The organism is Nonomuraea sp. NPDC005730 (assembly GCF_040630865.1).
Lineage (GTDB): Bacteria > Actinomycetota > Actinomycetes > Streptosporangiales > Streptosporangiaceae > Nonomuraea.
This window is the reverse complement of sequence record NZ_JBEXYK010000005.1, coordinates 19,660-46,617: the sequence shown is the minus strand read 5'-3', so window position 1 is coordinate 46,617 and position 26,958 is coordinate 19,660. Positions and strand designations below refer to the sequence as shown.

At 71.2% G+C, this 26,958-nt stretch carries 25 protein-coding genes; 20 read left to right on the top strand and 5 right to left on the bottom strand.

The genetic code is table 11. From position 1 onward, the window contains the following. Window positions 1–12: 12 nt before the first annotated feature. The 3 genes from ABZ444_RS09580 to ABZ444_RS09570 all read left to right on the top strand — a co-directional run bounded on the left by ABZ444_RS09580 (window position 13) and on the right by ABZ444_RS09570 (window position 5,161). Window positions 13–846 (top strand): ABC transporter ATP-binding protein, encoded by an 834-nt coding sequence (locus ABZ444_RS09580; RefSeq protein ID WP_357994559.1) that lies wholly within the window; start codon window positions 13–15, stop codon window positions 844–846. After that, entirely contained in the window at window positions 843–2,471 is a 1,629-nt protein-coding gene (locus ABZ444_RS09575; RefSeq protein ID WP_357994558.1) for a hypothetical protein, read from the top strand. The genes ABZ444_RS09580 and ABZ444_RS09575 overlap by 4 nt, the downstream gene beginning before the upstream one ends. 113 nt (window positions 2,472–2,584) lie before the next feature. Next, window positions 2,585–5,161: a phosphoenolpyruvate carboxylase gene (locus ABZ444_RS09570; RefSeq protein ID WP_357994787.1), complete on the top strand. Its 2,577-nt coding sequence runs from the start codon at window positions 2,585–2,587 to the stop codon at window positions 5,159–5,161. 50 nt (window positions 5,162–5,211) lie between these two features. Here ABZ444_RS09570 and ABZ444_RS09565 read toward each other — a convergent pair whose 3' ends face one another. Then, a complete protein-coding gene (locus ABZ444_RS09565; RefSeq protein WP_357994557.1) occupies window positions 5,212–6,291 on the bottom strand; it encodes an epoxide hydrolase family protein in 1,080 nt (359 codons plus the stop codon). A 161-nt stretch (window positions 6,292–6,452) separates the two neighbouring features. Between ABZ444_RS09565 and ABZ444_RS09560 the strand changes: the two genes are divergently transcribed. Both ABZ444_RS09560 and ABZ444_RS09555 read left to right on the top strand, forming a co-directional pair. Beyond that, complete coding sequence (locus ABZ444_RS09560; RefSeq protein ID WP_357994556.1) at window positions 6,453–8,240, top strand: hypothetical protein; 1,788 nt, start codon at window positions 6,453–6,455, stop codon at window positions 8,238–8,240. 80 nt (window positions 8,241–8,320) lie between these two features. After that, entirely contained in the window at window positions 8,321–9,358 is a 1,038-nt protein-coding gene (locus ABZ444_RS09555; protein WP_357994555.1) for a hypothetical protein, read from the top strand. Here the strand turns inward: ABZ444_RS09555 and fdhD are convergent. Both fdhD and ABZ444_RS09545 read right to left on the bottom strand, forming a co-directional pair. Continuing rightward, window positions 9,333–10,202 (bottom strand): formate dehydrogenase accessory sulfurtransferase FdhD, encoded by an 870-nt coding sequence (gene fdhD / locus ABZ444_RS09550; protein ID WP_357994554.1) that lies wholly within the window; start codon window positions 10,200–10,202, stop codon window positions 9,333–9,335. The genes ABZ444_RS09555 and fdhD overlap by 26 nt on opposite strands. Beyond that, window positions 10,199–12,403 (bottom strand): FdhF/YdeP family oxidoreductase, encoded by a 2,205-nt coding sequence (locus ABZ444_RS09545; RefSeq protein ID WP_357994553.1) that lies wholly within the window; start codon window positions 12,401–12,403, stop codon window positions 10,199–10,201. The genes fdhD and ABZ444_RS09545 overlap by 4 nt, the downstream gene beginning before the upstream one ends. An 85-nt stretch (window positions 12,404–12,488) precedes the next feature. Between ABZ444_RS09545 and ABZ444_RS09540 the strand changes: the two genes are divergently transcribed. The 10 genes from ABZ444_RS09540 to ABZ444_RS09495 all read left to right on the top strand — a co-directional run bounded on the left by ABZ444_RS09540 (window position 12,489) and on the right by ABZ444_RS09495 (window position 20,302). Then, window positions 12,489–13,310: a biotin--[acetyl-CoA-carboxylase] ligase gene (locus ABZ444_RS09540; RefSeq protein WP_357994552.1), complete on the top strand. Its 822-nt coding sequence runs from the start codon at window positions 12,489–12,491 to the stop codon at window positions 13,308–13,310. Between the two features lie 45 nt (window positions 13,311–13,355). After that, window positions 13,356–13,874 (top strand): PH domain-containing protein, encoded by a 519-nt coding sequence (locus tag ABZ444_RS09535; RefSeq protein WP_357970051.1) that lies wholly within the window; start codon window positions 13,356–13,358, stop codon window positions 13,872–13,874. A gap of 21 nt (window positions 13,875–13,895) precedes the next feature. Beyond that, on the top strand, window positions 13,896–14,876 hold the full coding sequence (locus ABZ444_RS09530; RefSeq protein WP_357994551.1) for an adenylate/guanylate cyclase domain-containing protein: 981 nt from the start codon (window positions 13,896–13,898) through the stop codon (window positions 14,874–14,876). A gap of 15 nt (window positions 14,877–14,891) precedes the next feature. Beyond that, the gene (locus ABZ444_RS09525) at window positions 14,892–15,977 is read left to right on the top strand and encodes an S-(hydroxymethyl)mycothiol dehydrogenase (RefSeq protein ID WP_357970053.1); all 1,086 of its coding nucleotides are present in this window, start codon (window positions 14,892–14,894) and stop codon (window positions 15,975–15,977) included. Beyond that, complete coding sequence (locus tag ABZ444_RS09520; protein WP_357994550.1) at window positions 15,977–16,597, top strand: MBL fold metallo-hydrolase; 621 nt, start codon at window positions 15,977–15,979, stop codon at window positions 16,595–16,597. The genes ABZ444_RS09525 and ABZ444_RS09520 overlap by 1 nt, the downstream gene beginning before the upstream one ends. Before the next feature lie 121 nt (window positions 16,598–16,718). Then, window positions 16,719–16,895: a (2Fe-2S)-binding protein gene (locus tag ABZ444_RS09515; protein WP_125632481.1), complete on the top strand. Its 177-nt coding sequence runs from the start codon at window positions 16,719–16,721 to the stop codon at window positions 16,893–16,895. Between the two features lie 25 nt (window positions 16,896–16,920). After that, a complete protein-coding gene (gene bfr / locus ABZ444_RS09510) occupies window positions 16,921–17,406 on the top strand; it encodes a bacterioferritin (RefSeq protein WP_357970057.1) in 486 nt (161 codons plus the stop codon). Between the two features lie 138 nt (window positions 17,407–17,544). Next, window positions 17,545–18,084, top strand: coding sequence for a hypothetical protein (locus ABZ444_RS09505; protein ID WP_357994549.1), 540 nt, complete (start codon window positions 17,545–17,547; stop codon window positions 18,082–18,084). 267 nt (window positions 18,085–18,351) lie between these two features. Then, window positions 18,352–19,020 (top strand): response regulator transcription factor, encoded by a 669-nt coding sequence (locus tag ABZ444_RS09500; RefSeq protein WP_043620820.1) that lies wholly within the window; start codon window positions 18,352–18,354, stop codon window positions 19,018–19,020. A 4-nt stretch (window positions 19,021–19,024) separates the two neighbouring features. Beyond that, window positions 19,025–20,302 (top strand): ATP-binding protein, encoded by a 1,278-nt coding sequence (locus tag ABZ444_RS09495; RefSeq protein WP_352361812.1) that lies wholly within the window; start codon window positions 19,025–19,027, stop codon window positions 20,300–20,302. Here the strand turns inward: ABZ444_RS09495 and ABZ444_RS09490 are convergent. Continuing rightward, window positions 20,286–20,762 (bottom strand): GtrA family protein, encoded by a 477-nt coding sequence (locus ABZ444_RS09490; RefSeq protein WP_357970062.1) that lies wholly within the window; start codon window positions 20,760–20,762, stop codon window positions 20,286–20,288. The genes ABZ444_RS09495 and ABZ444_RS09490 overlap by 17 nt on opposite strands. Window positions 20,763–20,989: 227 nt before the next feature. Here ABZ444_RS09490 and ABZ444_RS09485 point away from each other — a divergent pair, with 227 nt between their 5' ends. The 3 genes from ABZ444_RS09485 to purE are packed head-to-tail and all read left to right on the top strand — an operon-like array spanning window position 20,990 to window position 23,451. Further along, window positions 20,990–21,763: a hypothetical protein gene (locus ABZ444_RS09485; protein ID WP_357994548.1), complete on the top strand. Its 774-nt coding sequence runs from the start codon at window positions 20,990–20,992 to the stop codon at window positions 21,761–21,763. A 42-nt stretch (window positions 21,764–21,805) separates the two neighbouring features. Further along, entirely contained in the window at window positions 21,806–22,954 is a 1,149-nt protein-coding gene (locus tag ABZ444_RS09480; RefSeq protein ID WP_357994547.1) for a 5-(carboxyamino)imidazole ribonucleotide synthase, read from the top strand. Window positions 22,955–22,974: 20 nt separating this feature from the next. Further along, window positions 22,975–23,451: a 5-(carboxyamino)imidazole ribonucleotide mutase gene (purE, locus tag ABZ444_RS09475; RefSeq protein ID WP_357702729.1), complete on the top strand. Its 477-nt coding sequence runs from the start codon at window positions 22,975–22,977 to the stop codon at window positions 23,449–23,451. Window positions 23,452–23,576: 125 nt separating this feature from the next. On the opposite strand, the gene ABZ444_RS09470 is transcribed toward purE, so the two are convergent. Next, entirely contained in the window at window positions 23,577–24,890 is a 1,314-nt protein-coding gene (locus ABZ444_RS09470; protein WP_357994546.1) for a UDP-glucose/GDP-mannose dehydrogenase family protein, read from the bottom strand. Between the two features lie 123 nt (window positions 24,891–25,013). On the opposite strand from ABZ444_RS09470, the gene ABZ444_RS09465 reads away from it, so the two are divergent. Beyond that, a complete protein-coding gene (locus ABZ444_RS09465; protein WP_357994545.1) occupies window positions 25,014–26,177 on the top strand; it encodes an acyl-CoA dehydrogenase family protein in 1,164 nt (387 codons plus the stop codon). Between the two features lie 140 nt (window positions 26,178–26,317). Further along, window positions 26,318–26,941 (top strand): DUF4240 domain-containing protein, encoded by a 624-nt coding sequence (locus ABZ444_RS09460; protein ID WP_357994544.1) that lies wholly within the window; start codon window positions 26,318–26,320, stop codon window positions 26,939–26,941. Window positions 26,942–26,958: the final 17 nt, after the last annotated feature.

Here is a 26,958-nt window from a genome sequence, read left to right as displayed (position 1 = left end):
TAGAGTGGATCCATGACGGATGCGGTTCGCTCCCACGGCTTGTACAAGCGCTACGGCGCGCAGGTCGCGGTGGCCGGGGTCGACCTCGTGGTCCCGGCGGGCAGCTTCGCGGGCCTGGTCGGTCCCAACGGGGCCGGCAAGACGACCACGCTGAGCATGATCACGGGCCTGCTGCGGCCCGACGGCGGCCAGGCCGCGATCGACGGGTTCGACGTCTGGCGCGACCCGGTCGCCGTCAAGGCGCGCATCGGCGTGCTGCCCGAGGGGCTGCGGCTGTTCGAGCGGCTGTCGGGCCGCGAGCTGCTGCTCTACAACGGCCGGCTGCGCGGCATCCCCAAGGCCGACGTCGAGCAGCGCGCGGGCGAGCTGCTCGACGTGATGGACCTGACCGGGGCCGCCGACAAGCTCGTCGTCGACTACTCCACCGGCATGCGCAAGAAGATCGGGCTGGCCGCGGCGCTGCTGCACAACCCGTCCGTGCTCTTTCTCGACGAGCCGTTCGAGGGGGTCGACCCGGTCAGCTCCAACACCCTGACCGAGGTGCTGCGGCGGTTCACCGCCTCCGGCTCGACGGTCATCTTCTCCAGCCACGTCATGGACCTCGTCGAGCGGCTGTGCGACTGGGTGTCGGTGATGAGCGGCGGCCACATCGTCGCCCAGGGGCCGCTGGAGCAGGTGCGCGGCGGCTCCAGCCTCAACGAGGCGTTCATGCGGCTGGTCGGCGGCGGCCCGCGCGCCCACGGCGAGGCCGGGCTGAGCTGGCTCGGCGCCCGCCACGGCGAACAGCCCCCGACCGCACCCCCGGCCGTGCCCCCGACCGCCGCCACGCCCGGGGACACGCCGTGAGCGCCGCCGGGACCGCCGCGGAAGGAGCCGCCAGGGCGTCCGCCGTCACGGGGTCGCCCATGGCGACGGCCGCGCTGTTCGCGCGGCTCAAACTGCGCCTGATGGCCGGCAACCTGCGCGGCGACGTGCAGCGCAAGCTCGGCTTCGTCTTCACCCTGCTCGCCGCGGCCGGCCTGGCCGTGCTCGGGTTCCTGCTGATGAGCCTGCTCAGGCTGGCGCCCTCCGACGTCGCCGCCGAGCTGGTGATCGTCGCGTTCGCGTTCTTCCTGGTGAGCTGGATGATCGTGCCGCTGCTGGCGTTCGGGCTGGACGACACGCTCGACCCGGCGCGGCTGTCGTTGTTCCCGCTGCGTACGCGCGAGCTGGCCGTCGGGCTGTTCACCGCGTCCGCGACGGGCGCGTGGCCGCTGGCGATGCTGGTCGTCACGGCCGGCGCGCTGGTCGGGCTGCCCACGGGCATCGGGGGCGTGCTGCTCGGCGTGCCCGCGGTGCTGCTGCAGTTCGCGCTCTGCGTGGTCACCTCGCGGCTGATCACCACCTCGCTGTCCGGGGCGCTGCGCAGCCGGCGCGGGCGTGACGTGCTGGCCGTGGCCGCCCTGTTCGTGGTGCTGCTGGCGCAGCTGCCCAACCTGCTGATGAACCGCGGCCTCGGCGACCCCGCCGCGATCCTCCACCGGCTGGCCGGCGTCCTGCGCTGGACGCCGCCGGGCATGGCCGCGCACGCCATGGCCGACGGCGGCCTGGTCGGCGTGGCGGAGCTGGCCGCCGTCGCGGTGCTGGTCGTGGTGATCGCCTGGCTGTGGATCAAGGCGCTCGGCCGGGCCCTGGTCTCGCCGGACGCCTCGACGCAGGCCGCCTCCGTACGCCGGGAACGCGGCCTGGCCGACCGGCTCCTGCCCGACGGGCCGCTGGCGGCCGTGGTGACCAAGGAGCTGAAGTACATCAGGCGGGAGCCGAGGTTCCGCGTGGGCTGGTTCTCCTCGGTCGTGGTGACCGTCGTCCTGGCGTTCTCGCTGAACAACAGCACCGAAGGGCAGGTGGGGCCGGTGCTGCCGGTGCTGATCACCGGCATGGGCGCGCTGATGATCTCGTTGCAGTCGGGCAACGCGTTCGGCATCGACGGGCGTTCCCTGTGGATGAACGCCGTGGCCTTCGGCTCCGAGGAGGACCTGCGCCGCGACCTGGCGGGCCGCCACCTGGCCAACTGCCTGGTCGCCGCGCCGCTGCTGCTGCTCGTGGCGGTCGTGGCCGCGCTGCTCACCGGCAGCCAGGAGGCCGTCGTGCCGGCGTTCCTGACCGGGCTGGGCGCGCTCGGCGTCGGGCTCGGGGTCGGCTCGGTGACCAGCGTGACGATCCCGTACACGTTGCCCGAGCGGATGAACGCCTTCAGCGGCGCCGCGCCCGGGCAGGGTGGTCAGGCGTTCGCGTCGTCGATGGGGGCGATGCTCGGGATCGCGCTGATGTCGCTGCCGATCGTGCTGCCGCTGGTGTTCGGGCTGATGTGGGTGTCGGTGCTCGCGCCCTTCTACGGCCTGCTGATCGAGGTGCTCGGCAGACGCCTCGCCGGCAAGATCGGCTTCCCCCGTCTTCCGGAGTTGCTGGCGGCGGTGTCCAAGCCCAGCTAGGGAGTGGTCTAGTCCAATGGGCGAGACCGCCATGCGGTCGCCGAAAGCGAGTCGATACCCTTCGAAGCATGATTGACCAGGGGCTCGAGCGTCGTAGTGCCGCCGTGACCGAGATGCCTGACGAGCTGCGCCACGACGTGCGCATGCTCGGCAAGCTGCTCGGCCAGGTGATCGCCGAACAAGGTGGCGAAGACCTGCTGGCCGACGTCGAACGGTTGCGCAAGGCCGTCATCGCGGCGCGCAGAGGCGAGATTTCCGCCGACGAGATCACCGAAATGGTCGCCGGATGGGAGATCGAGCGAGCGGTCGCCGTCGCCCGCGCGTTCACCTGCTACTTCCACCTGGCGAACCTGGCCGAGGAGCACTACCGCATCCGCACGCTGCGCGAGCGCGACGCCGAGGGGAGGGTGCAGCGGGAGTCGCTGGCGCAGGCCGTCCACGAGCTCGGTGACGAGCGCGTGCGCGAGCTGCTGCAGGGCCTGGAGCTGCACCCGGTGCTGACCGCGCATCCCACCGAGGCGCGCAGGCGCGCGGTCGTCACCGCCATCCAGCGCATCAGCGGCCAGCTCACCGAGTACAACGCGCCCGGCCGCGGCGCCTCCGAGCGCGCCGAGAGCAGGCGCCGCCTGCTGGAGGAGATCGACCTGCTGTGGCGGACGGCCCAGCTGCGCTCCACCAAGCTCGACCCGCTCGACGAGGTGCGCACGGCCATGGCCGCCTTCGACGAGACGCTGTTCCGCATGGTGCCCCAGGTCTACCGCTCGCTCGACGCGGCGCTCGATGCGGGCACCGGCACCCGTCCGCCGCTGGCCAGGCCCTTCATCCGCTACGGGAGCTGGATCGGCGGCGACCGCGACGGCAACCCCAACGTCACCGCCAAGGTCACCCGCGACACGATCCAGATCCAGTCCGAGCACGTGCTGACCGCCCTGGAGACGGCCTGCACGCGCATCGCCCGCACGCTGACCGCCTCCATCCAGTTCTCGCCCTGCTCGGCCGAGCTGAAGGGCGCGCTGGCCGCGGCCGTCGACGCGCATCCCGAGCTGGTCTCCGAGCTGGCCACCCGCTCGCCGCGCGAGCCCCACCGCCAGTGGCTGCTGTACGTGGCCGCCCGCATCGCCGCCACCCGCCGCCGCGACCTCGACCTCGCCTACCGCGCGCCCGCCGAGCTGCTGGCCGACCTGCGGCTGGTGCAGGAGTCGCTGGCGGGCAGCGCGCCGCGACAGGCGTACGGGGAGCTGCAGCACCTCCTCTGGCAGGTCGAGACGTTCGGCTTCCACCTGGCCGAGCTGGAGGTGCGCCAGCACTCGCAGGTGCACGCGGCGGCCCTGGAGGAGATCAGGGCCGGCGGCGAGCTGTCGGAGCGCACCGAGGAGGTGCTGGCCACGATCCGGGTGATCGCCTGGATCCAGGAGCGGTTCGGCGTCACGGCCTGCTCCCGCTACGTGGTCTCCTTCACCCGCTCGGCCGACGACATCGCGGCCGTCTACGAGCTGGCCGGGCACGCCCTGGGCGAGCGGGCGCCGGTGCTCGACGTGGTGCCGCTGTTCGAGTCCGGCCAGGACCTGGCGAACTCGCCGCGCGTGCTGAGCGGCATGCTGGAGATCCCGCAGATCCAGGACCGCCTGGCCGCGACCGGCCGGCGCATGGAGATCATGCTCGGCTATTCCGACTCGGCCAAGGAGCTGGGCCCGGCGGCCGCCACCCTCCGCCTCTACGAGGCGCAGGAGGAGCTGACCGTGTGGGCCCACGAGCACGACGTCAAACTGCGCATGTTCCACGGCCGCGGCGGCGCGCTCGGCCGCGGCGGCGGCCCGGCCAACCGGGCGGTGCTGGCGCAGGCGCCGGGCTCGGTCGCGGGCCGCTTCAAGGTCACCGAGCAGGGCGAGGTCATCTTCGCTCGTTACGGGCACATCGCCATCGCCCGCCGCCATCTGGAGCAGGTCACCAACGCCGTGCTGCTGGCCTCCTCGCCCACGGTCGGCGCGCGTACGGCGGCCGCCGCCGAGCGGTTCCGCGGCCTGGCCGGGCAGGTGGCCACGGCCTCGGAGGAGGCCTACCGGGCGCTCACCGAGGCCCCCGGGTTCCCCGAGTGGTTCGCGCTGGTCAGCCCGCTGGAGGAGATCGGCTCGCTGCGGCTCGGCTCCCGTCCGGCCCGCCGCGGCCTGGGCGCGCCGCGCTCGCTGGACGACCTGCGGGCCATCCCGTGGGTGTTCGCCTGGGCCCAGACCCGCGTCAACCTGCCCGGCTGGTACGGCCTGGGCACCGGCCTGGCCGCCGTCGGCTCCCTCGACGAGCTGCGCGCGGCCTACGCCGAATGGCCGCTGTTCAACGCGATGCTGGACAACGCCGAGATGTCGCTGGCCAAGACCGACCGGTCGATCGCCAAGCGCTACCTGGCGCTCGGCGGCCGCGACGACTTCGCCCGCCAGGTGCTGGAGGAGTACGACCGCACCCGCGAGCTGGTGCTGCGGGTGACCGGCCACACGCGGCTGCTGGAGAACCGCAAGGTGCTCTCGCGGGCCGTGCAGCTGCGCGACCCGTACGTCGACGCGCTGTCGCACCTGCAGCTGCGGGCGCTGCGCGCGATGCGCACCGAGGACCTGTCGGAGCAGGAGCGCGAGCGGCTGTCCACGCTGCTGCTGCTGTCGGTCAACGGCGTGGCCGCCGGCCTGCAGAACACGGGCTGAGCACGCGCGGACGGCCCGGCGGGGGGCCGGGCCGTCCGAAGCGCGGGGGATCAGCGCAGGCTGTCGAAGAAGGCCGTGATGTCGGAGGTGAGCGCCTCCGTGGCGGTGTGGGCCGTGTAGTGGCCGCGGGCGGGGGCGGGCAGGGTCTTCCACGAGACGATGCCGCGGTGGTCGCGCTCGGCGAAGCGGCGGATCGACTTGAAGTCGCCCTCGGCCATGGCCAGCGCGGTGGGGGTGGTCGTCGGCTCCTGCGGCTGCTCCATGCGGGCGTTCTCCCAGTAGAGCCGCAGGGCTGAGCCGGCGGTGCCGGTGAACCAGTGGATCGACGCGTTGGTCAGCACGAAGTCGTCGTCCAGGTCCTCGTCGAAGAGCTGGGCGAGCCAGCCGACGAGCCCGGCGGGGGAGTCGGCGACGGCGTGCGCGAGCGTCTGCGGCTGCTGCGACTGCAGGACGTTGAACGCGCCCTTCTCCTTCCAGAACCAGTCGAGCACGGCCAGCCCGGCCTGGTCCTCCTCGCTCAGCCCGGCGAACTCGGCCGGGTCGCCGGAGGGGAAGGAGAACAGCTGGGTGACGTGCACGCCGACGACGTGCTCGGCGTCGATCCGGCCCAGCTCGGGGGAGATCATCGAGCCGCCGTCGTTGCCGACCGCGCCGTAGCGCTCGTAGCCGAGGCGGGCCATCAGCTCGGCCCATGCCCCGGCGATGCGCCGGTTGTTCCAGCCGAGCTCCTTGGTGGGGCCGGAGAAGCCGAAGCCGGGCAGGGACGGGACCACCACGTGGAAGTGGCGCGACAGCGGCTCGATCGCGTCGAGGTACTCGGCGACGGTGCCGGGCCAGCCGTGGGTGAGGATCAGCGGCAGGGCGTCGGGGTTGTCGGAGCGTACGTGGATGAAGTGGATGTTCTGCCCGTCGATCTCCGTCGTGAACTGCGGGTAGGCGTTGAGCCTGGCCTCCTGGGCGCGCCAGTCGAAGCCGGACTGCCAGTGGGCCACCAGGCGCTTGACCCGCTCGACGCCCACGCCCTGGTCGGCGCCCGGGATCTCGTCGGCGAAGCGGGTCAGCGCGAGCCGGGCCCGCAGGTCGTCGAGGTCGGTCTGGGAGATCTCGATGCGGAACGGGCGGATGTTCATGAGGGGGTCCTCTCGACCGAAGAAACGGAACGGCTTGTTCTGTTCCAACTATAGCAGAACGGAATGCTTCATTCCACAATGGGTACAAGGCGGTTCCAAGTGACTTCCAAGGATCACTGAGCAGCATGGGGGCTTTGACGAGCGCAGAAAGGGACCCCCTCATGAAAAGGACAGCCTTGCTGCTGGGCGCGGTGATGCTCGGCAGCCTGCTGGCCGCTCCTCCGGCCCTGGCCGCGGCCGCCCCGGCGACCTCGGTGACCCGGGTCAGGGCCGTACCCGCCGGTCAGGCGGGCGAGTGCCCCACGACCGTGGCCTTCTCCGCCACCGTGGCCGCCAAGGGCAAGGGCACCGTGCGGTACCGCTGGGTACGCGGTGACCGCAGCAAGAGCGCCATCAGGAGTTTTCGCGTCAACGGCGCGCGCAAGGTCGTCGTGAGGGACCGTCAGACCTTCGACCGCGACACGACCGGCTGGCAGGCCGTCGAGGTGCTCGGCCGGCGCGGCCTGTCGGCCAAGGCCCGCTTCCGCGTCGCCTGCGCCGGAGCCCCGCAGCGGTACGACGTGGTCAACCCGCTGCCCGCCCAGCCGGACAGACCGCTGGAGGCGGCCGCGAGCGTGCAGGCGAGCCCGCCCCGCCAGGACGGCCGCTGCCCGGCCAGCGTGACGTTCACCGCGACCATCCAGGTGTCGCGCACCCCCGCCAAGGTCGGCTACCAGTGGATCGACAGCGCCACGGGCGAGGGCGCGGTCGAGTCGCTGTACTTCGCCGCCGGCGACCCGCGCAGCAGGCAGGTCACGCTGCCGCTGTCCGTGGGCACCTCCACCGCGGGCTGGAAGTCGGTACGGATTCTCAACGCCGGCGGGCACGACTCCGCGCGGGCGTCGTACGAGGTGACCTGCCGCGTCACGCCGGGCCCCAAGCCCACCACCACGCCCACCCCGACGCCGACGACCTCGCCGACGCCCAAGCCGACCACGACCTCCGAGCCCCCGGCGCAGCAGCCGCAGGCGGCGATCAGCGCCCTGACGCCCGGCGACTACGAGGGCTACTGCGACGAGCCCATCGCCTACCAGGCCACCGGCCGCATCACCCTCCCGGCGGGCCCGGCCGCCAGCGTCGGCTACTGGTGGACCCTCGACGGGACCGAGTGGCAGCACCAGACCGTCAGCTTCCCGGCCGGCACCCAGCCCAGGTCGCAGGACGTCACCGCCGCCTGGAGCCTCGACCAGTCGAAGACCGGCTCCCACAAGCTGGCCCTGACCACCCGGCCCGCCTCGGCCCAGGCCGCCGAGCGCACGTTCGCCCTGTCCTGCACGGCTGACCCCGACCCCGCCAAGCTGGCCATCCCTTACATGCTGACGCCCGTCTACCGGGGCGACTGCACCGGCTCCATCGGCATGCGGGCCGACGCCCGGATCACCACCGACCGCGAGGCCGAGGTCCGCTACCGCGTCGTCGTGGACGGCAAGCCCGGCCCGGTCAGGACGCAGGAGGCCAAGCCCAACAGGGCCCAGATGATCGGCGACTTCTTCTACATCTCCCCGAAGGCCACCGGAAGCGGTGTGATCCGCATCGAAGTACTGAACCACAACAAGCTGGTCAGGGAGAAGCCGTACACGGTGACCTGCGTGCCGGTGGACCCGTCGCCGGGCACGGTGCGGATCAGCGAGTTCCGGCCGGTCCACTACTTCGGCGACTGCGCCGAGTCCCCGTACGTGACCGCCCACGGCGCCTTCCGCGCCGCGCCGGACACCGAGATCACCTGGCGCTGGGTCATCGACGGCAGGCCCACGGAGCCGGCCACGTACAAGACCAACGCCGGCGGCCTGCTCCAGGTGCAGGCGGCCTACTGGAACCGGGACACGAAGACCTCCGGCGTGGTCCGGCTGGAGGTGCTGAACCACAACAAGCCGGCCACCGAAGGCACCTATCCAGTGACCTGCGAATAGCCCTCACAAGGCAGATCCAACCGGGACACAAGCCGCCTTGATCATCCTGGGGTTCCGTCATCGCGAGGAGGAACCCCAGGATGAGATGGACAGCCCTGCTGCTGGGCGCCGCGCTGCTCGGCGGCCTGCCGGCCGTCACCGTGCCCGCCGCCGCCACCGCGGCGACCGCGGCGGACGTGCCACAGGTGGTCATCGACGGGCTCACCCCCGGCAACTACTCGGGCACGTGCGCCGCGCCCGTCACCTACAACGTCGCCGGGCACGTCGAGCTCCCGCCCGGACCGGCCACCACCGTGGCCTACTCCTGGCAGCTCGACGACAAGGAGCTGCGCGGCGCCACGCTCTCCTTCCCCGAGAGCGCCCAGCCCAGGTCGCAGGCCGTCTCGGCCACCTGGAACTACGGCACCTCCAACGTCGGCGCCCACCGCGTCCGGCTCGTCGCCCAGGGCGGCACGGCCGAGCAGGGCTTCAACTTCGCCTGCGGCTCCGCCGCGCCCCCGGCGTACGTGACCTTCCACGACATGCTGACGCCGTTGTTCCGCGGCGAGTGCAACGGGTCCGTCGGGCTCAGGGCGGAGGCCACGGTCGTCGCGGACCGCGACACCGAGGTCCAGTACCGCGTGGTCGTGGACGGCGTGCCGGGCTGGCCCAGGTCGCAGCAGGTGAACGCGGGCGTCAAGACCCACATCGGCGACTTCTGGTACAACTCAGCGCGAGCCAGCGGCAACGGGAGGATCCGCATCGAGGTGCTGAACCACAACAAGCCGGTCAAGGAGGAGGCGTACAACTGGGTGTGCCGGGCCGTCCCGTCACCGGCCCCGTACGTACGGATCAGCGCCCTCACCCCGATGGCCTTCTACGGGAGCTGCGACGAGGCCCCCTACCTGACCGCGTACGGCACCTTCCGCGCCCCGGCGGGCACCCAGGTGAGCTACCGCTGGCTGATGAACGGCGTGCCGCTGGAGAGCAACCAGCTGACCGTGCCCCAGAACGGCATCCTCCAGGTGCAGCCCGCCTGGTGGCGCCAGGGGAGCAAGCAGTCGGGCAACCTCACGCTGGAGGTGCTGAACAACGACAGGCCCACGCTGACGGTCACCCAGCCGGTGGCCTGCCAGTGACCGGCTGGACAGTGACGCGCTCCTGCCCGGCGTAGACGTTGCAGCGCTCGCCGCGCAGGAACCCCACCAGCGTCAACCCGAACTCCCTGGCCAGATCGACGGCCAGGGACGAGGGCGCCGACACCGCGCAGACCGCCGGGACGCCGGCCGCCAGCGCCTTCTGCATGATCTCGTAGCTGGCCCTGCCGCTGACCATGAGCACGTGCTCGGCCAGCGGCAGCCGGTCCGCCAGCGCCGCCCAGCCGACCAGCTTGTCCACGGCGTTGTGCCGGCCGACGTCCTCGCGCAACGCCAGCAGCTTGCCCGACGCCGAGAACAGGCCCGCCGCGTGCAGCCCGCCGGTCTTGCCGAACACGCCCTGGGCCTCGCGCAGCGCGCCGGGAAGGCCGTAGAGGACCTCGGGGGTGAGTTCGAGCGAGCCCCTGGGACTCGGCTTGCACCGGCCGTGCAGCGCGTCGAGGCCGGCCGAGCCGCAGACGCCGCACGCGCTGGAGGTGAGGAAGTGCCGGTCGAGCGCGGGCAGGTCGGGCACCGGGCCGTGCAGGCGGACGGTGACGGTGTTGTAGCGGGCCTCGGGCGGCAGGTCGTCGTCCGTGCAGTACGCGATGGCCGCGATGTCGCCCGGCCCGGCCAGGCCCTCGCCGCTCAGGAACCCGGCGGCCAGCTCGAAGTCGTGCCCCGGCGTGCGCATGGTGATGGCGACCGTCTTGCGCGTGCCGTCGCCGCCGGTGAGGCGGATCTCCAGCGGCTCCTCCGTGGCCAGGTCGTCGCGCCGGTCGCGGGCGCCGGAGCCGGCCAGCTCCCGGATGCGGACGCGGGTGGTGGGCCCGGGACGCGCCTTCACAGCGGCCGCACGGTGACGAGCGCGTTGTAGTCGGGGATGCGTGCCTGTGGCGAGCGCCGGGCCTCGTCGAGCAGGACGTTCCCCTCCGGCCAGTGGATCTGCAGGTTGCCCGGCATCAGCGGGGCGCGCAGCACCTTGCCCTGGTAGGTGCGCTCGCCCGCGCGCAGCTCGACCGGGGCGCCGTCGGCCAGCCCGAGCCGGTCGGCGTCGTACGGGCTCATCAGCACGGCCTCGCGCGCCGCGCCGTTGAAGCCGTCGAGCCGCTCGTGGACCATGCTGTTGAACTGCTTGCCGCGCCTGGTCGCGACCTTGAACGTGCCGTCGGGGCGCTCAAGGGCGGGCGGCTCGACCACGGAGAAGACGGCCAGCCCGTCGGGCGTCTGGAAGCGGCCGTCGGCGAAGAGGTGCCGGCCGCCGTACTGGACGTTGTCCCCGAACTTCCGCAACCCGGAGATGCCCTGGTAGAACGGCACGACCTGCTCGATCTCCGCACGGATCTGCGGAGTGCCGGTGAACCGCACATGGTCGGCTATCTCCGGACGGGTACGGGCGGCCAGCTCGGCGAAGATCTTCCACTCCGGCCACGCCTCGCCCACGCGCGGCCCCTCGACCTCGGGCGAGAAGATGATCCGCCGCTCGGTGGAGGTCTCGGTCACGCCGCCGACCATCTCGTAACGCGTCTGGGCGGGCAGCAGCAGCACGTCGCCCTCGCCCGGCACGAGCATCTGCGAGGACAGCACGATGTCGATGTGCACCCGCAGCCCCAGCCTGGACAGCGCCTCGCGGCAGTAGGCCGGGTCGGGCAGCACCTCCAGGAAGTTGCCGCCGGAGGAGACGAGCGCGTCGAGCTCGCCCCGGTGGGCCGCGTCGATCATGTCGGTCGCGGTCAGCCCGGCCGTGTCGGGCACCTGGAAGCCCCACAGGTCGGTGAACTTGGCGGCGTTGGCGGACGTGATCGGCAGGCCGCCGGGGAAGCCGGTCGCGTACGCGCCCATCTCGGCCCCGCCCTGCACCCCGCTGTGCCCCCGGATCGGCATCAGCCCGCACTTGTCGCGCCCGAGGAAGCCGCGCGCGAGCGCCAGGTTGACGATCGCCCGGACGTTGTCCTCGCCGTAGGTGTGCTGGGTGATGCCCATCGACCAGACCAGCACCGCCGAGCGCGCCCGGCCGAGCAGCTCGGCCAGCCGGAACATCTGCTCCTTGGTCGCCCCCGAGAGCGCTTCGAGCTCGGCCCACGACTGGGCCTCGACGGCCTTGCGCGCCTCCTCGAACCCGGACGTGCGCCCGGTCACGAACGCCTTGTCCACCCAGTCGTTCTCGATCAGGTGCTTGAGCACGCCGTTGAGGAAGCCGATGTCGCCGCCGACGTTCACGCCGAAGAACTCGTCGGTGATCTTCGTGCCGAACAGCGCGGACTCGGCGTTGGAGGGCACCCAGTACTTGTCCATGCCCGGCTCGCGGTAGGCGTTGACCATGGCGATCCGGGTGCCGGCCTTCTTGGCGTGGTAGAGGTACTTCATCGCGACCGGCTGGTTGTTCGACGGGTTCGAGCCGATGAAGACGATCAGGTCCGAGCCGATCCAGTCGGTGTAGGAGCAGGTCGTGGCCGCCGCGCCGATGGTCTGCTTGAGCGCGACCGTCGAGGGCGAGTGGCAGATGCGGGCGGCGTTGTCGACGTTGTTCGTGCCGAGCGCCCGCACCGCCTTCTGCGCCGCGTAGTAGTTCTCGTTGGGCACCCCGCGGCTGGTCAGGTACGTGCCGAACCGCGCGCCGCGCAGCCGCTCGGCCGCCACCCGCAGCGCCTCGTCCCACGTGACGCGGGTGAAGCCGGGCTCGCCGGCCCGCCGCAACATCGGGTACGGCAGCCGCCCCAGCTCCCGCAGCTCCGCGCTCTTCCGCCCGGCCAGCCCGGAGACGTCGCGCAGCAGCGACACGTCGAGCGCGGGCATGGTGTTGAGCGGCAGCAGGCGCAACCTGATGTTGCACAGGTGGATCTCGTCCATCGTCCAGTCGCGCATGCCCTGCGTGCCGAGCGCACAGCCGTCGCAGGTGCCCTGGTTGAGTATGCGCCAGGCGTAACGCCTGTTCCCCTTGACCGACCTGAACGCCTTCCACAGCTCCAGGTAGTTGTTCGGCTTGCGCAACCCGAGGCCGAAGGGCCGCCACGATGCCCAGTTGCGAGGGTCAGGACGTCTGCTCATCCCCCCATCTTTACCCCTCTTGCGGACTTCGAGACCAGCCGGTGCGGTGCGACGACCTCGGCGCGAGTTCGGCCAAGATAGGGGGATGGCCTCCTCGCGCTACTCCGACCTCGACCGTCCGCCGCTCTCGGAGGCCGCGCTCAACCGCGCGCTCGTGCGTCCGGGCGCCCTGTGGACGGGCGTCACCGTCGTCGAGACCACCGGCTCGACCAACGCCGACCTCGCCCTGGCCGCCCAGGCCGGGGCCGAGCAGGGGCGGGTGCTGGTGGCCGAGTCGCAGGTCGCCGGCCGAGGCCGGCTCGACCGCGCCTGGTCGGCGCCGCCACGGTCGGGGCTGACGTTCTCCGTCCTGCTCAGGCCCACGACGCCGGTTCCGACCCAGGGGTGGCTGCCGCTGCTGTACGGCGTGGCCGCCGCCTCGGCCGTGCGCCGGCTGGCCGAGGTCGACGTGCGCCTCAAGTGGCCCAACGACCTGCTGGTGGGCGAGCGCAAGCTGGCCGGGGTGCTGGCCGAGCGGGTCGACGACGCCGTCGTCATCGGCATGGGGCTCAACGTCTCCCTGCGCGCGGAGGAGGCCCCGGTCGAGACGGCCACGTCCCTGGCCATCGAGGAGGCCGCCTGCGTCGACCGCGATCCGCTGCTGCGGGCCGTGCTGCGCGAGGTCGAGAGCCACTACCGCGAGTGGGAGGCGGCGGGCGGCGACGCCGAGGCCGCCGGGCTGCGCGCCGCCTACCTCGCCGCCAGCGCCACGGTCGGCCGCGACGTCCGGGTGGAGCTGCCGGGCGAGCAGGTGCTGACCGGGCGGGCGACCGGCATCGACGGGTCCGGCCACCTCCAGGTGGAGTCCGGCGGCGAGCGCTACACGCTGGGCGCCGGAGACGTCGTGCACGTGCGGGCCGCCCGATGAGCCGGGGCGTAGCCGCTCGGCCGGGTTGGTGGCAGCATGTGCGGCATGACCCTTCCCGACCACCATCTGACGCAGGGTGAGCAGCGCGTCCGATCCTTCCATCCCCACTGGAAGCGCCTTGTCGGCCCGTTCTTCGCGCTGATCCTCATCGCCGCGGCAGCGGGTGCGGCCCTCTACTTCTTCCCCACCACGTGGGGGGAGAGCGTCACCTCCTACGGCAGGATCGCCGTCGTCGTCATCGCCGTGATCCTGCTGACGATCTTCTCGTTCGTGCCCTACCTGCAGTGGAAGAACACCGGGTACGTCCTGACGACCCACCGGTTCACGATCAGCATGGGCGTGCTCAACAAGTCCACCGACGAGATCCCGATGGCCAAGGTCAACACCGTCAGCTCCGACCAGACGTTCATGGAACGCATGCTCGGCTGCGGCACGCTGACCGTCGAGTCCGCGGGCGAGCGGGGTCAGATCGTCCTGCGCGACATCCCGCGCATCCAGGACGTCCGCATGGACCTGTTCAAGCTGGTCGAGGACGCGTCCGACGGAGAGATCGACGGCCACTGAGGTTGGCGTAGCCTGCTGATCGTGAACGCCACCCAACCGCCCGGCAGGCCGACCGCCGAGCAGATCGAGCGCACGCTCGTCGGCGTGCCGGCCCGCCACACCCGCGCGCAGGTCGCCGCCGGGGCCGGGGTGTCGCAGGAGCTCGCCCAGCACATCTGGCGGGCGCTCGGCTTCGCCCAGTTCCCCGACGACGCCGTGGCGTTCAGCGACGCCGACGTGGCCGCATTGCGGCGGGTGCGCAGCCTGCTGGACGGCGGCCTGCTCGACGAGCCGACCGTCATCCGCATGGCCCGCGCGCTCGGCCAGACCACAGCCAGGCTCGCGCAGTGGCAGGCCGAGATCGTGATCGGCACGATGGTCCCGGACTCGCGCACCGACGCCGACCTGAGCGGCGTCCTCGACACGGCCAAGGCCCTCCTGCCCGACTTCGAGCACCTGCTGGTGCACGTCTGGCGGGCCCAGCTCGCCGCCGCCGGCACCCGCCTGCTGGCCGTCGCCGACGACCAGGACGAGCGGGGGCCGGCCCGCGTGTCGATCGCCGTCGGCTTCGCCGACCTGGTCTCCTTCACCCGCCGCTCGCGCGAGCTGGACGAGCGGGCGCTGGCCTCGCTGGTCGAGGGCTTCGAGTCGCGTGCCGCCGACGTGGTGGCCGCGCACGGCGCGCGGCTGGTCAAGACGCTCGGCGACGAGGTGCTGTTCACCGCGCCCGCCCCGGCCCAGGCCGCGACGATCGCCCTCGACCTCGCCGACAGCCTGGAGCTGCGCATCGGCATGGCGTACGGGCCGGTCGTGCCCATGATGGGCGACGTGTTCGGCACCACCGTCAACCTGGCCGCCCGGCTCACGGCCATCGCCAGGCCGGGCACGATCCTGGTCGACTCCGAGCTGGCCGAGGGGCTGGCCGGCGCGCCGGACGGGGTCGAGGTCCACAAGATCAGGAGGCGGCCGGCAAGAGGGCTCGGCGTGGTCCAGCCCTATGTCTTGCGGAGATCATCCTCCTGACACAAGATGGCTGCCATGCCGTACGAAGTGCAGGGCGTGATCGCCCGCGGTAAGGGCCAGGAAGTTTCGCTGGAGACGGTGGTCGTCCCCGACCCCGGGCCGGGCGAGGCGGTGGTGAACGTGCAGGCCTGCGGGGTCTGCCACACCGACCTGCACTATCGCGAGGGCGGGATCAACGACGACTTCCCCTTCCTGCTGGGCCACGAGGCCGCGGGCACGGTCGAGGCCGTCGGCGAGGGCGTGACCGGGCTGGCGCCCGGCGACTTCGTGATCCTCAACTGGCGCGCGGTGTGCGGCCAGTGCCGCGCCTGCCTGCGCGGCCGGCCGTGGTACTGCTTCGCCACCCACAACGCCACCCAGAAGATGACGCTCAAGGACGGCACCGAGCTGTCGCCCGCGCTCGGCATCGGCGCGTTCCTGGAGAAGACGCTGGTGGCGGCCGGCCAGTGCACCAAGGTGTCGGCCGAGGCGCCGGCCCAGGTCGCGGGCCTGCTGGGCTGCGGCGTGATGGCCGGCATCGGCGCGGCGATCAACACCGGCGGCGTGACGCGCGGCGACAGCGTGGCCGTGATCGGCTGCGGCGGGGTCGGCGACGCGGCGGTCCTGGGGGCGTCGCTGGCCGGGGCGTCCCGGATCATCGCCGTCGACGTCGACGACCGCAAGCTGGAGTGGGCCCGCGGGTTCGGCGCGACGCACACGGTCAACTCGCGGGAGAACGACCCGGTCGAGGCGATCCGCGACCTGACCGGCGGGTTCGGCGCGGACGTGGTGATCGACGCGGTCGGCCGGCCGGAGACGTACGAGCAGGCGTTCCACGCCCGCGACCTGGCCGGCACGGTGGTCCTGGTGGGCGTCCCGACGCCGGAGATGCGGCTGGAGCTGCCGCTGCTCGACGTGTTCGGCCGCGGCGGCGCGCTGAAGTCGTCCTGGTACGGCGACTGCCTGCCCTCGCGGGACTTCCCGATGCTGATCGACCTGTTCCTGCAGAACCGGCTGCCGCTCGACCGGTTCGTCACCGAGACGATCGGGCTCGACCAGGTCGAGGAGGCGTTCGCGAAGATGCACCGCGGCGAGGTGCTGCGCTCGGTGGTGGTCCTCTGATGATCGACCGCGTCATCACCTCCGGCACGTTCTCGCTCGACGGCGGCACCTGGGAGGTCGACAACAACGTCTGGCTGGTCGGCGACGCGCGCGAGGTCGTGATCATCGACGCCGCGCACGACGCCGACGCCATCGCCGCGCGGGCCGGCGGCCGCCGGGTCAAGGCAATCCTGTGCACCCACGCCCACAACGACCACGTCAACGCCGCCGCCCGGCTGGCCGAGCTGACCGGCGCGCCGATCCGGCTGCACCCGGCCGACCAGGTGCTCTGGGAGCAGGTGTACGGGCCGGAGGTGGCGTACACGCCGCTGGCCGACGGCGAGAAGATCTCGGTGGGCGGCGTGGCCCTGGAGGTGCTGCACACGCCGGGCCACTCGCCGGGCGCGGTCTGCCTGCACGCTCCCGACGCGGGCGTGCTGTTCAGCGGCGACACGCTGTTCAAGGGCGGGCCGGGGGCGACCGGGCGGTCGTACTCGTCGTTCGACACGATCATCGAGTCGATCGCCGGGCGGCTGCTGTCCCTGCCGCCCGAGACGGTCGTGCACACGGGCCACGGCGACTCCACGTCCATCGGGGCGGAGGCGCCGCACCTGGAGGAGTGGCGGGCGAGGGGCCACTGACCTGCGGGGTCAGGTGATTGTGACGCCTCTAACATAGGCAAGCCTTACCGAAGTGAGCTATCTTAGGTGTGCCTAACCTAAAGGCGTCCCCTTCATGCTCGCTTGAGAGGCCTGTCCCCGGATGTATGTATGCATTTGTCGTGCTGTGACCGAGAACGAGGTCCACGACTGCATCGCCTCCGGGGCGAAGAGCGCGAAACAGATTCGCGACACCACTGGGGCTGGTGGGGACTGTGCCCGTTGTGTACGGAAGATCTGTGCGATCCTGAAGCAGTCTGAAGAACTGACGACCGCATAGCCGCACCGCGACGAGGGGCCCGTTCATGCAGGGCGACAAGCAGATCATCGAACTCCTCAACGAACAGCTGACCGCCGAGCTCACGGCGATCAACCAGTACTTCCTGCACGCGAAGATGCAGGAGAACTGGGGATACACCAAGCTGGCCAAGCACACGCGCGACGAGTCCTTCGAGGAGATGCGCCACGCCGAACGGCTGACCGACCGCATCCTGTTCCTCGAAGGGCTGCCCAACTACCAGCGCCTCGGCACGCTGCACATCGGCCAGACCGTCGAGGAGCAGCTCAAGGCCGACCTCGAGGTCGAGCTGGCAGTGGTCGAGCGGCTGCGCCCGGCGATCCAGCTGATGAGGGAGAAGGGCGACATCACCTCCGCCCGCATCTTCGAGGACATCCTCGAGGACGAGGAGGAGCACATCGACTACCTGGAAACCGAGCTGGGCCTGATGCGCAGCCTGGGCGAGCAGCTCTATCTCGCCCGCTACGCCGAGCCCCACTCCGTCGACGACTAGAGCCCCCCGTTCTCTCCGGCCCCGCAGCCCGCACGGGCAGCGGGGCCGTCGTCTTTCCCGCCGCTCCCGGGCCGCTCGCGGCGGCCTGACGGATACTGGGGGAGGCGAGCCCAGGACACCTGTGAGGGAGTGGTCTCCATGCTCTATCTCTTCGGCTTCGAGCGCATCGGCGTGGCCGTCGGCGACCTGTACTTCGTCGACCCCGACCCGGGAGAGCACCAGGAGGGCGCCGAGCACGGCGTCCGCCTGGAGATCCGCAGGCTCGCGCCGGGCGAGCTCAAGGGGTCGATCTACTCGGCCCGTCCCATCGTCGTCGATCAGCTCATCTGGCGGGTCGACCTGCTGGAGTCGGTCGACGGGACGCCGGGCAGCTTCGACCGTACGCACCACCACCCGGGCTCCAGCGGCTGGGAGCCCGACCGGCGGGTGTTCGACGAGGAGCTGTCGGCCGAGCCGCTGAAGTGGCTGGGGGAGCGGCTGGCCGACCTCGACGGCGTGCTGCGGCAGTCGGGCGTCGATCCCGCCGAGGTCGGCGCGGACGACGCGGCGAGCCTGCGGGAGACCGCCCCCGAGATCGTCGACACGGTCCGCCGCCTGCTCGACCGGGTACGCGCCGGCGAGCTCGGCACCGCCCCGGCGGGCGGCCCGGCCGCCTCCGTCCGGTCGAGCTGGCTCTGAACGGCACGTTCCAGGCATTCCGGCGCCCGGATCGGGGTATCACGCTCCGGGCGCCACGCCCGGCGCGACGCGTCCCGCGGATGCGCGCGTACGTGGTGTGATGGGAAAGCCTGGAGCGCTTTGTGTTTTCCCCTCGATAATCGCGGTAATTTAATCACGACTAACCCTTATTTAGCTTCGTTTGCCCAGGTCAATGGATAGGTCAACGACAAGTCAAACCGCGCGCTGTGCCCGGGAAACGATCGCCTAAGGTCCTACGATCGCTTCATGACCTGCGTACTTCTCGCCGAGGATGACACCTCGATCTCCGAGCCACTCGCGCGTGCGCTACGCCGCGAGGGCTATCAGGTAGAGGTGAGCCCCGACGGCCCGCAGGCCCTGGAGAGGGCCCTGTCGGGCGGCATCGACCTCATCGTTCTCGACCTCGGGCTGCCAGAGATGGACGGTCTCGAGGTCGCCCGCCGGATCCGTGCCGAGGGGCACGGCACCCCGGTTCTCATACTCACGGCCCGCGTGGACGAGGTGGACACCGTCGTCGGCCTCGACGCCGGCGCCGACGACTACGTGACCAAGCCGTTCCGGCTGGCCGAACTGCTCGCCCGGGTGCGCGCGCTGCTGCGGCGCGGCACCTCCGAGACCCCGGTCGTGCAGGGGGTCCGCATCGACGCCGACTCCCGTCGCGCCTGGATGGGGGAGAAGGAGCTGCACCTGACGACCAAGGAGTTCGACCTGCTGCGGGTCCTGGTCCGCGACGCCGGCAAGGTCGTCACCCGGGAGCAGATCATGCGCGAGGTGTGGGACACCAACTGGTGGGGTTCGACCAAGACCCTCGACATGCACATCTCCTGGCTGCGCCGCAAACTCGGCGACGATGCCGCCAAGCCCCGATACATCACGACCGTCCGGGGAGTCGGCTTCCGGTTCGAACGCGAGTAGGCGCATGCGCCGTCGACTGCTCTCCTCCACACTGGTCGTCGCGGTCATCGCGGTCCTGTTGCTGGGGGTCCCCCTGGGCGTCGTGGTCAGCCGCCTGATCGTCGACGAGGCGGCTCAGGAGCTCGGGGCGGAAGCCAAGCGTCTCGTGGGCGAGGTCGAGTACGCCCGGGTCCAGGAGACCCCGCTCGACCCGCAGCAACTGGAGCAGAAGTACCCGGGCAGGTACATCCAGATCTGGGAACGCGGAACCCCTCTGCGGGTGACCGTCGTCGGCACCGCGCCGGCGTCGGGTCACCTGATGACGGAGGACGCGCAGACCAACACCGGTGTCTACGTCCGGATAAGTCGTGATCGGGATCAGGTCGAGCGCGACGTCCGGGCCAGGCTGCTGCTGATCGTGGCGCTGGCCGTCGCGGCGCTCGCGGTGGCCGTCAGCCTGGCCGTCGTACAGTCACGCAGACTGACGCTGCCCCTGCAGGACCTGGCGAAGATCGCCGAGCGGCTGGGGTCGGGCGACGCGCGGCCGAGCAAGCACCGCTACGGCATCCCCGAGCTGGACCGCGTGGCACAGGTGCTCGACCGCAGCGCCACCCGCATCTCCGACCTGCTCACCCGCGAACGCGAGTTCGCCACCGACGCCTCCCATCAGCTCCGCACGCCCCTGACCGGCCTGACCATGCGCCTGGAGGAGATCGTCGCCGCCTCGAACGAGCCGGAGGTCGTCCGCGAGGAGGGCGAGGCGGCCATCGTGCAGGCCGAGCGCCTGACCGCGGTGATCGACGAGCTGCTCGCGGCGGCCCGTCGCCAGCGCCACGCCCAGGCCGAGCCCGTCGCCATCGACGAGGTGCTCATCCAGCAGATCACCGAGTGGGAGCCGGTCTTCCGCGAGGCGGGCCGCACGTTGCACCTCGACGGCACCCGCGGCCTGAAGGCGATGGCCACCACCGGCGGCTTCGGCCAGGTCATCGCCTCGCTGCTGGAGAACTCCCTGCGCCACGGCGGCGGCACGGTCACCGTCACCAGCACCTGCGGCGACAACTACATCGTGATCGAGGTCGCCGACGAGGGCCCCGGCATCGCCGACGAGATCGCACCCAAGATCTTCGAACGGAACGTCAGCGGCGGCGGAGGCACCGGCCTCGGGCTCACCCTCGCCCGCGCGCTGGCCGCCGCCGACGGCGGACGGCTGGAACTGGTGCGCCGCCGGCCGGCGACGTTCGCCATCTTCCTGCGCCCGGCCGAGGAGGACAGCAGGAACCGCGTGGTCAGCGGTCCTGCCTGACCTCGGGCAGCTCGACCGGGATCGGCTCGGTGGCCTCCAGGAACACCCACTTCTTGTACGACCAGTAGCGGAACAGCGTGCCGAGGCCGACGCCGGCGAAGTTGGCGATGTTCAGGCTCAGGCCGTCGTGCAGGTGGAGGGTGTACTTGGTGAAGCCGATCACCAGCAGGCCGAACAGCAGGGCGACGCCGTTGAGCAGGAAGAACAGGAAGTATTCGCGGCCGAGGCCGCTCTGCTCGCGGTGGCGGAAGGTCCAGAAGCGGTTGCCCAGGTAGGCGAAGGTCGCCGAGATCGTGGTGGCGAGCACCTTGGAGGTGAGGGGGCCCCACTCGAAGCCGAGCAGGAAGAGGTTGTAGACACCCGTGTCGAGCAGAAAGGCGACGGCCCCGATGCTCCCGAATTTGGCCAGTTCGTGAACCAGGGACTCGAACCGCTGGTAGAGGCGCTTGGCAAACTCCACGTCCGCGCTCGGTCCTTTCCCTAGTCGAGACTGACCACCTCAGCGTACCGGCGATATCGTACGGCCGGTGTCAGGGGGCCGAACATACCCCGCAAAGACGACTTCTAAAAATATCGCCTTATGGGCGGCATTTCTGAAAGATCAGCATTACGCTGCCGTTCAGATCGCGGGCCCGCCCGCGATGTCGGACCTGCCGCTCCAGACGGCCGCCCTCCCGGGAGCCACCCGTGCCGCTTCGACTGCTCGCGTTGGTCCTGGCCCTGCTCACCGCGGGCTGTGGGGCGACCGGCGGCGCCCCGGTGCTCCAGGAGGACCGCACGCCTGCCCCGGCAGCCGCGCCACGGGTCGACCCGGCGACCGCCGAGCAGGCGTTCTCGCTGCTGCGGCAGCTCGACGGGGCCTGGCAGCGGCGGGACTGCGCCGCCGTACGGGAGCTGACCACGTGGGCGGAGCGGACGCTGGACGGCCGTGCCTGCGAGGCGACCCGGAACGGCCGTCCAGCCCGTCCCGCCGACCCCGTCTACGTGCTGCCCGACGCGGGCGACTGGTTCGCCGCGCTGGCCCGCGAGCCCTCGCCCGCCTACTACCTGTTCTTCCTGGAGGACGGCCGCTGGCGGCTGGGCGCGGGCCCGGTGCCCGTGCCCGGCGAGCCGGCGCGGGAGGCCGCCGAGGCGCCGTCGGCGCTGGTCAGGCAGGCCCGGTTGGTGCCGCAGCGGCACCTGACGTACCTCACCGACCCGGCCGGGGTGGCGGGCGTGCGCTTCCCGGCGGGGGATCCGCTGCGCGGGCTGCTCAAGGACGTCACCGCGAACCGCGCCGACGTCGAGCTGTTCGGCACGCGTACCCTCGCGATCCCGGTGGCCGCCGGTTCCGTCCTGGTGTTCGACGCCCTGCGGCTCACGTACGAGGGAGGGCGCGCGGATCTGGTGGTGATGGCCAGCCTCGTCGGCGCGGGCAACCGGATCAGGACACTCGGGCTGCGCCGGGCACGTGCCGGTTGACAACGGCGAGGTAGTCGTTCCGTCCCGGTAAGCTCACCTCACGTGAGTTCCTACAGTCCCATCGGGCCGGTCGTCGGCATCGTCGGCGCCGGTCAGCTCGCCCGGATGACGCAGCCGCCGGCCATCGCGCTCGGGGTCGAGCTGCGGGTGCTGGCCGCCGCCCCCGGGGAGAGCGCCGCACGAGTGATCGTCGACACCCAGGTCGGAGACTACCGCGACCTGGCCGACCTGCGGGCGTTCGCCCAGGGCTGCGACGCGATCACGTTCGACCACGAGCACGTGCCGACCGAGCACATCAAGGCCCTGATCGCCGACGGCCACGCCGTGCACCCGGGCGCCGACGCGCTCGTGCACGCCCAGGACAAGGCGGTCATGCGCGAACGGCTGACCGCGATCGGCGTGCCCTGCCCCGCCTGGGCCCGGGTCGCCTCGGCGGCGGAGGTCGCGGCCTTCGCCGCCGAGCACGGCTGGCCGGTCGTGCTGAAGTCGGTGCGCGGCGGCTACGACGGGCGCGGCGTGTGGGTCTGCCGCACCCCCGACGACGTGGCCGAGGCGTTCGCCACCGGCGTCGAGCTGATGGCCGAGGCGTTCGTGCCGTTCGAGCGGGAGCTCGCGGTGCTGGTGGCCCGCTCGCCCCACGGGCAGGGCGTCAGCTACCCGGTCGTGGAGACCGTGCAGCAGGACGGCATCTGCGTCGAGGTGCTCGCCCCCGCCCCCGGCATGGACCCCGAGGAGGCCGCCGTCGCCCAGCGCATCGGCCTGAAGATCGCCCACGAGCTGGGCGTGACCGGGCTGCTGGCGGTGGAGCTGTTCCAGACCGCGGACGGCCTCGTGGTGAACGAGCTGGCCATGCGCCCCCACAACAGCGGCCACTGGACGATCGAGGGCTCCACCACGTCCCAGTTCGAGCAGCACCTGCGGGCCGTGCTCGACCTGCCGCTCGGCTCACCCGCGATGACCGCCCCCGTCGTCGTCATGGCCAACCTGCTGGGCGGCGACGACCCCGACCTGTTCAAGCGCTACGAGCACGTGCTGGCCCACGATCCCGGCATCAAGCTGCACTTCTACGGCAAGGAAGTGCGTCCGGGCCGCAAGATCGGCCACGTCACGGCCCTGGGCACCGACCTCGACAAGGTGCGCGCCCGCGCCCGCCACGCCGCCGTCTACCTCATGACCGGGGAGTACACGTGACAGAGCGAATCGGGATCGTCATGGGGTCGGATTCCGACTGGCCCGTGATGAAGGCCGCGGCCGAGGCCGTGGCGGAGTTCGGCGTGCCGTTCGAGGCCGACGTCGTCTCGGCCCACCGCATGCCGGTCGAGATGATCGAGTACGGCCGGCAGGCGGCCTCCCGCGGCATCCGGGTGATCATCGCGGGGGCCGGCGGGGCGGCGCACCTGCCCGGCATGCTGGCCTCGGTCACGCCGCTGCCGGTGATCGGGGTGCCGGTGCCGCTGAAGTACCTCGACGGGATGGACTCCCTGCTGTCGATCGTCCAGATGCCGGCCGGGGTGCCGGTGGCCACGGTGGCGGTCGGGGGCGCGCGCAACGCGGGGCTGCTGGCCGTCCGCATCCTCGGGGCCTCCGACGCCGGGCTGCGCGAGCGCATGGAGGAGTTCCAGGGGCGTCTCAAGGAGCAGGCGTACGCCAAGGGCGAGAAGCTGCGCGCGGAGGCCGCGGAGCTCTGAGCAGGCAACTCAGGGCCCTCCAGGGGGCAGGGGTGTCATTCCCGGGCGCCTGGTCGGCTCTTTCCCGAGCGCCCGGTTCCTCGTGGTGAGGGGCCCCGGGCGCTCGGAGAGGTGCCGCGGTGGCGTTACGGGCGGCCGAGTGCCCGGTAGTGCCAGCCGGCCGAGCGCCACACCTCGGAGTTGAGCGCGTTGCGGCCGTCGACGATGCGCCGGGTCGCGACCACCGCGCCCAGCTCCTCCGGATCGAGCTCCAGGAACTCTCTCCACTCCGTCAGCAGCAGCACCACGTGCGCCCCGCGGACCGCCTCGACGGCCGACTCGCCGTAGTTCAGCTCCGGGTGAGCCTTACGAGCGTTGTCGAGCGCGATCGGGTCGTAGACGGTGACCTGTCCGCCCTGGTGGCCGATCGTCACGGCGACGTCCAGGGCGGGGGAGTCGCGAATGTCGTCCGAGTTCGGCTTGAAGGCCGCGCCCAGCACGCCGACCGTGCACCCGTGGAACGAGCCGCCCGCCAGTTCCCTGGCCAGGTCGACCATGCGGGCGCGGCGGCGCATGTTGATCGCGTCGACCTCGCGCAGGAACGTCAGCGCCTGGTCGGCCCCCAGCTCGCCGGCCCGTGCCATGAAGGCCCTGATGTCCTTGGGCAGGCAGCCGCCGCCGAAGCCGAGCCCGGCGTTGAGGAAGCGCCCGCCGATGCGGTCGTCGTACGAGAGCGCCTCGGACAGCTGCTTGACGTCGGCGTGCGCGGCCTCGCAGACCTCGGCCATGGCGTTGATGAAGGAGATCTTGGTGGCGAGGAAGGCGTTGGCCGCCGTCTTGACCAGCTCCGACGTCGCGAAGTCGGTCACCACGAACGGGACCTCGCCGAGCGGCGCGTACACGTCGCGCAGCACCTTCTCGGCCCGCTCGGAGCGCACGCCGAGCACGATGCGGTCGGGGTGGAGGGTGTCCTCCACCGCGAAGCCCTCGCGCAGGAACTCGGGGTTCCACGCCAGCTCGACGCCGACGCCCGCCGGCGACAGGCGGGCGAGCTTGTCGGCCATGCGCTCGGCGGTGCCGACCGGCACGGTGGACTTGCCCACGACCAGGCACTCGCGGTCGAGAAGCGGCGCGAGCGACTCGATGGCGCTGTCCATGTAGGACACGTCCGCGGCGTACTCGCCCTTCTTCTGCGGTGTGCCGACGCAGACGAAGTGCACGTCACCGAAGGCGGCGACCTCTTCGTAGGAGCTGGTGAAGCGAAGGCGTCCGGAGTCGAGCCCACGGCGGAGCACGGGTTCCAGCCCGGGCTCGTGGATGGGGAGCTCACCGTTGTTCAGCCGGCGGATCTTGTCCGCGTCAATGTCGAGGCCAAGGACTTCGAATCCGAGATCCGCCATGCAGGCCGCATGCGTGATGCCCAGGTATCCGGTCCCGATCACCGTGAGGCGATATGGCACGAGCGAGCTCCTTTCGATCGCCAGGCATGCTACCGGCCTTCGCTACCTCCTTCGTGCCACCTGCGTCTGTTCGCAAACCGTACTAGCTGGTAACAAAGTGCTCGGACGTCCTAGTATCTATGCATGAGCTTCCCTCTCTATGCGCCCGCCGAAGAGCACGACATGCTCAGGGAGACGGTCCGCGCCCTGGCCGACGAGAAGATTGCGCCGCAGGCCGCGGCCGCCGACGAGTCCGAAGAGTTCCCCTGGGACGTCTACAAGGCCCTCGTCGCCGCCGACCTGCACGCCGTGCACGTTCCCGAGGAGTACGGGGGCGCCGGGGCCGATGCGCTGGCCGCCGTGATCGTCATCGAGGAGGTCGCGCGGGCCTGCGCGTCGTCCTCGCTCATCCCGGCCGTGAACAAGCTGGGCACCGTGCCGCTCCTGCTCTCGGCGTCCGAGGAGCTCAAGCAGCGTTACCTGGCGCCGGTGGCGCGGGGCGAGGCCATGTTCTCGTACGCGCTGTCCGAGCCGGAGGCGGGCTCCGACGCCGCCGCCATGAAGACCCGCGCGGTCCTCGACGGCGACCACTACGTGCTCAACGGCACCAAGATGTGGATCACCAACGCCGGCGTCTCCGAGTACTACACGCTGATGGCCGTGACGGACCCGTCCGCCGGCGCCCGGGGCATCTCCGCCTTCGTGGTGGAGAAGTCCGACGAAGGCGTCTCCTTCGGGCCGAAGGAGAAGAAGCTCGGCATCAAGGCCTCGCCGACCCGCCAGGTGATCCTGGAGAACGTCCGCATCCCGGCGTCCCGCATGATCGGCGAGCCCGGCACCGGCTTCAAGACGGCCCTTGCCACCCTCGACCACACCCGCGTCACCATCGCCGCCCAGGCGCTGGGCATCGCCCAGGGCGCCCTCGACTACGCGGTCGGCTACGTCAAGGAACGCAAGCAGTTCGGCCGTCCGATCGGCGACTTCCAGGGGCTGCAGTTCATGATCGCCGACATGGCGATGAAGCTGGAGGCGGCCAGGCAGCTGACGTACCGCGCCGCGGCCAAGAGCGAGCTGGCGATGCACGGCCGGCCGCAGAAGGACCTGACGTTCCTGTCCAGCGCCGCCAAGTGCGCCGCCTCGGACGCCGCCATGGAGATCACCACCGATGCGGTGCAACTGCTGGGCGGGTACGGATACACGAAGGACTTCCCGGTGGAACGCATGATGCGGGACGCCAAGATCACCCAGATCTACGAGGGCACCAACCAGATCCAGCGGATGGTGATGGCCCGGCAGCTGTTGAAGTAGGCGTTGACGTGCGGAAACCCGGCCCCTCCTGTGAGGTGAGCCGGGTCCGTCGGAACGCTGGCTGATCTTCGCTTTCGGTCTGTTCCGTCCCTGTTCCGTGATCTTTACGGGGCGGCCCAGGGCTGCCAGGATCACGCGACATGGACGTCGATGACTTCTGGGGCCTGATCGAGCGTTCCGGACGCGAGACCGACACGAGGAGAGCACGTGTCTCGTGGTTGGTGGACGAACTCTCTCGCCGTCCTGTCGAAGAGATCATTGACTACCACATCTGGTGGACGACCACTCAAAATCGCGGCTGCACTATCGATCTGTATGCGGCGTACTGGTTCGTGTTCCGCATGGGTTCGCTGGACGGCTTCGAGTACTTCGTGAACTGGCTTGTCAGCCTGGGACGTGAGACGTTCGAGGCTGTCACTGACTGCCCTGATCGGCTGATCGAGTTGCCTCAGGTCCTCCACCTGCTGGAGCTGGAGAAGCCGTCTGCCAACTCTGCCAAGCGCCGGCTACAGAATCCGGAGCAGATGAGGGAAGAGCAACCTGAGTTCGATCCACTGGGCTACGTGGCTTATCACGCCTACGAGCGGGTGACTGGGCAGGATCCGGACGGGCTCGGCGACGCCGCGAACGCTCGCGGCGTTTCAGGCGGCTTCCCCCTGGTTCCGGCGATCGGCAGTGTTCCCCGCGGAGAACAGTGGGACTTCGACGATGAGCAGGAAATGGCTCGCAGGCTTCCGCGGATAGCCCGCTACCGGGATCAGTGACGTCCCTCTACGCTGAT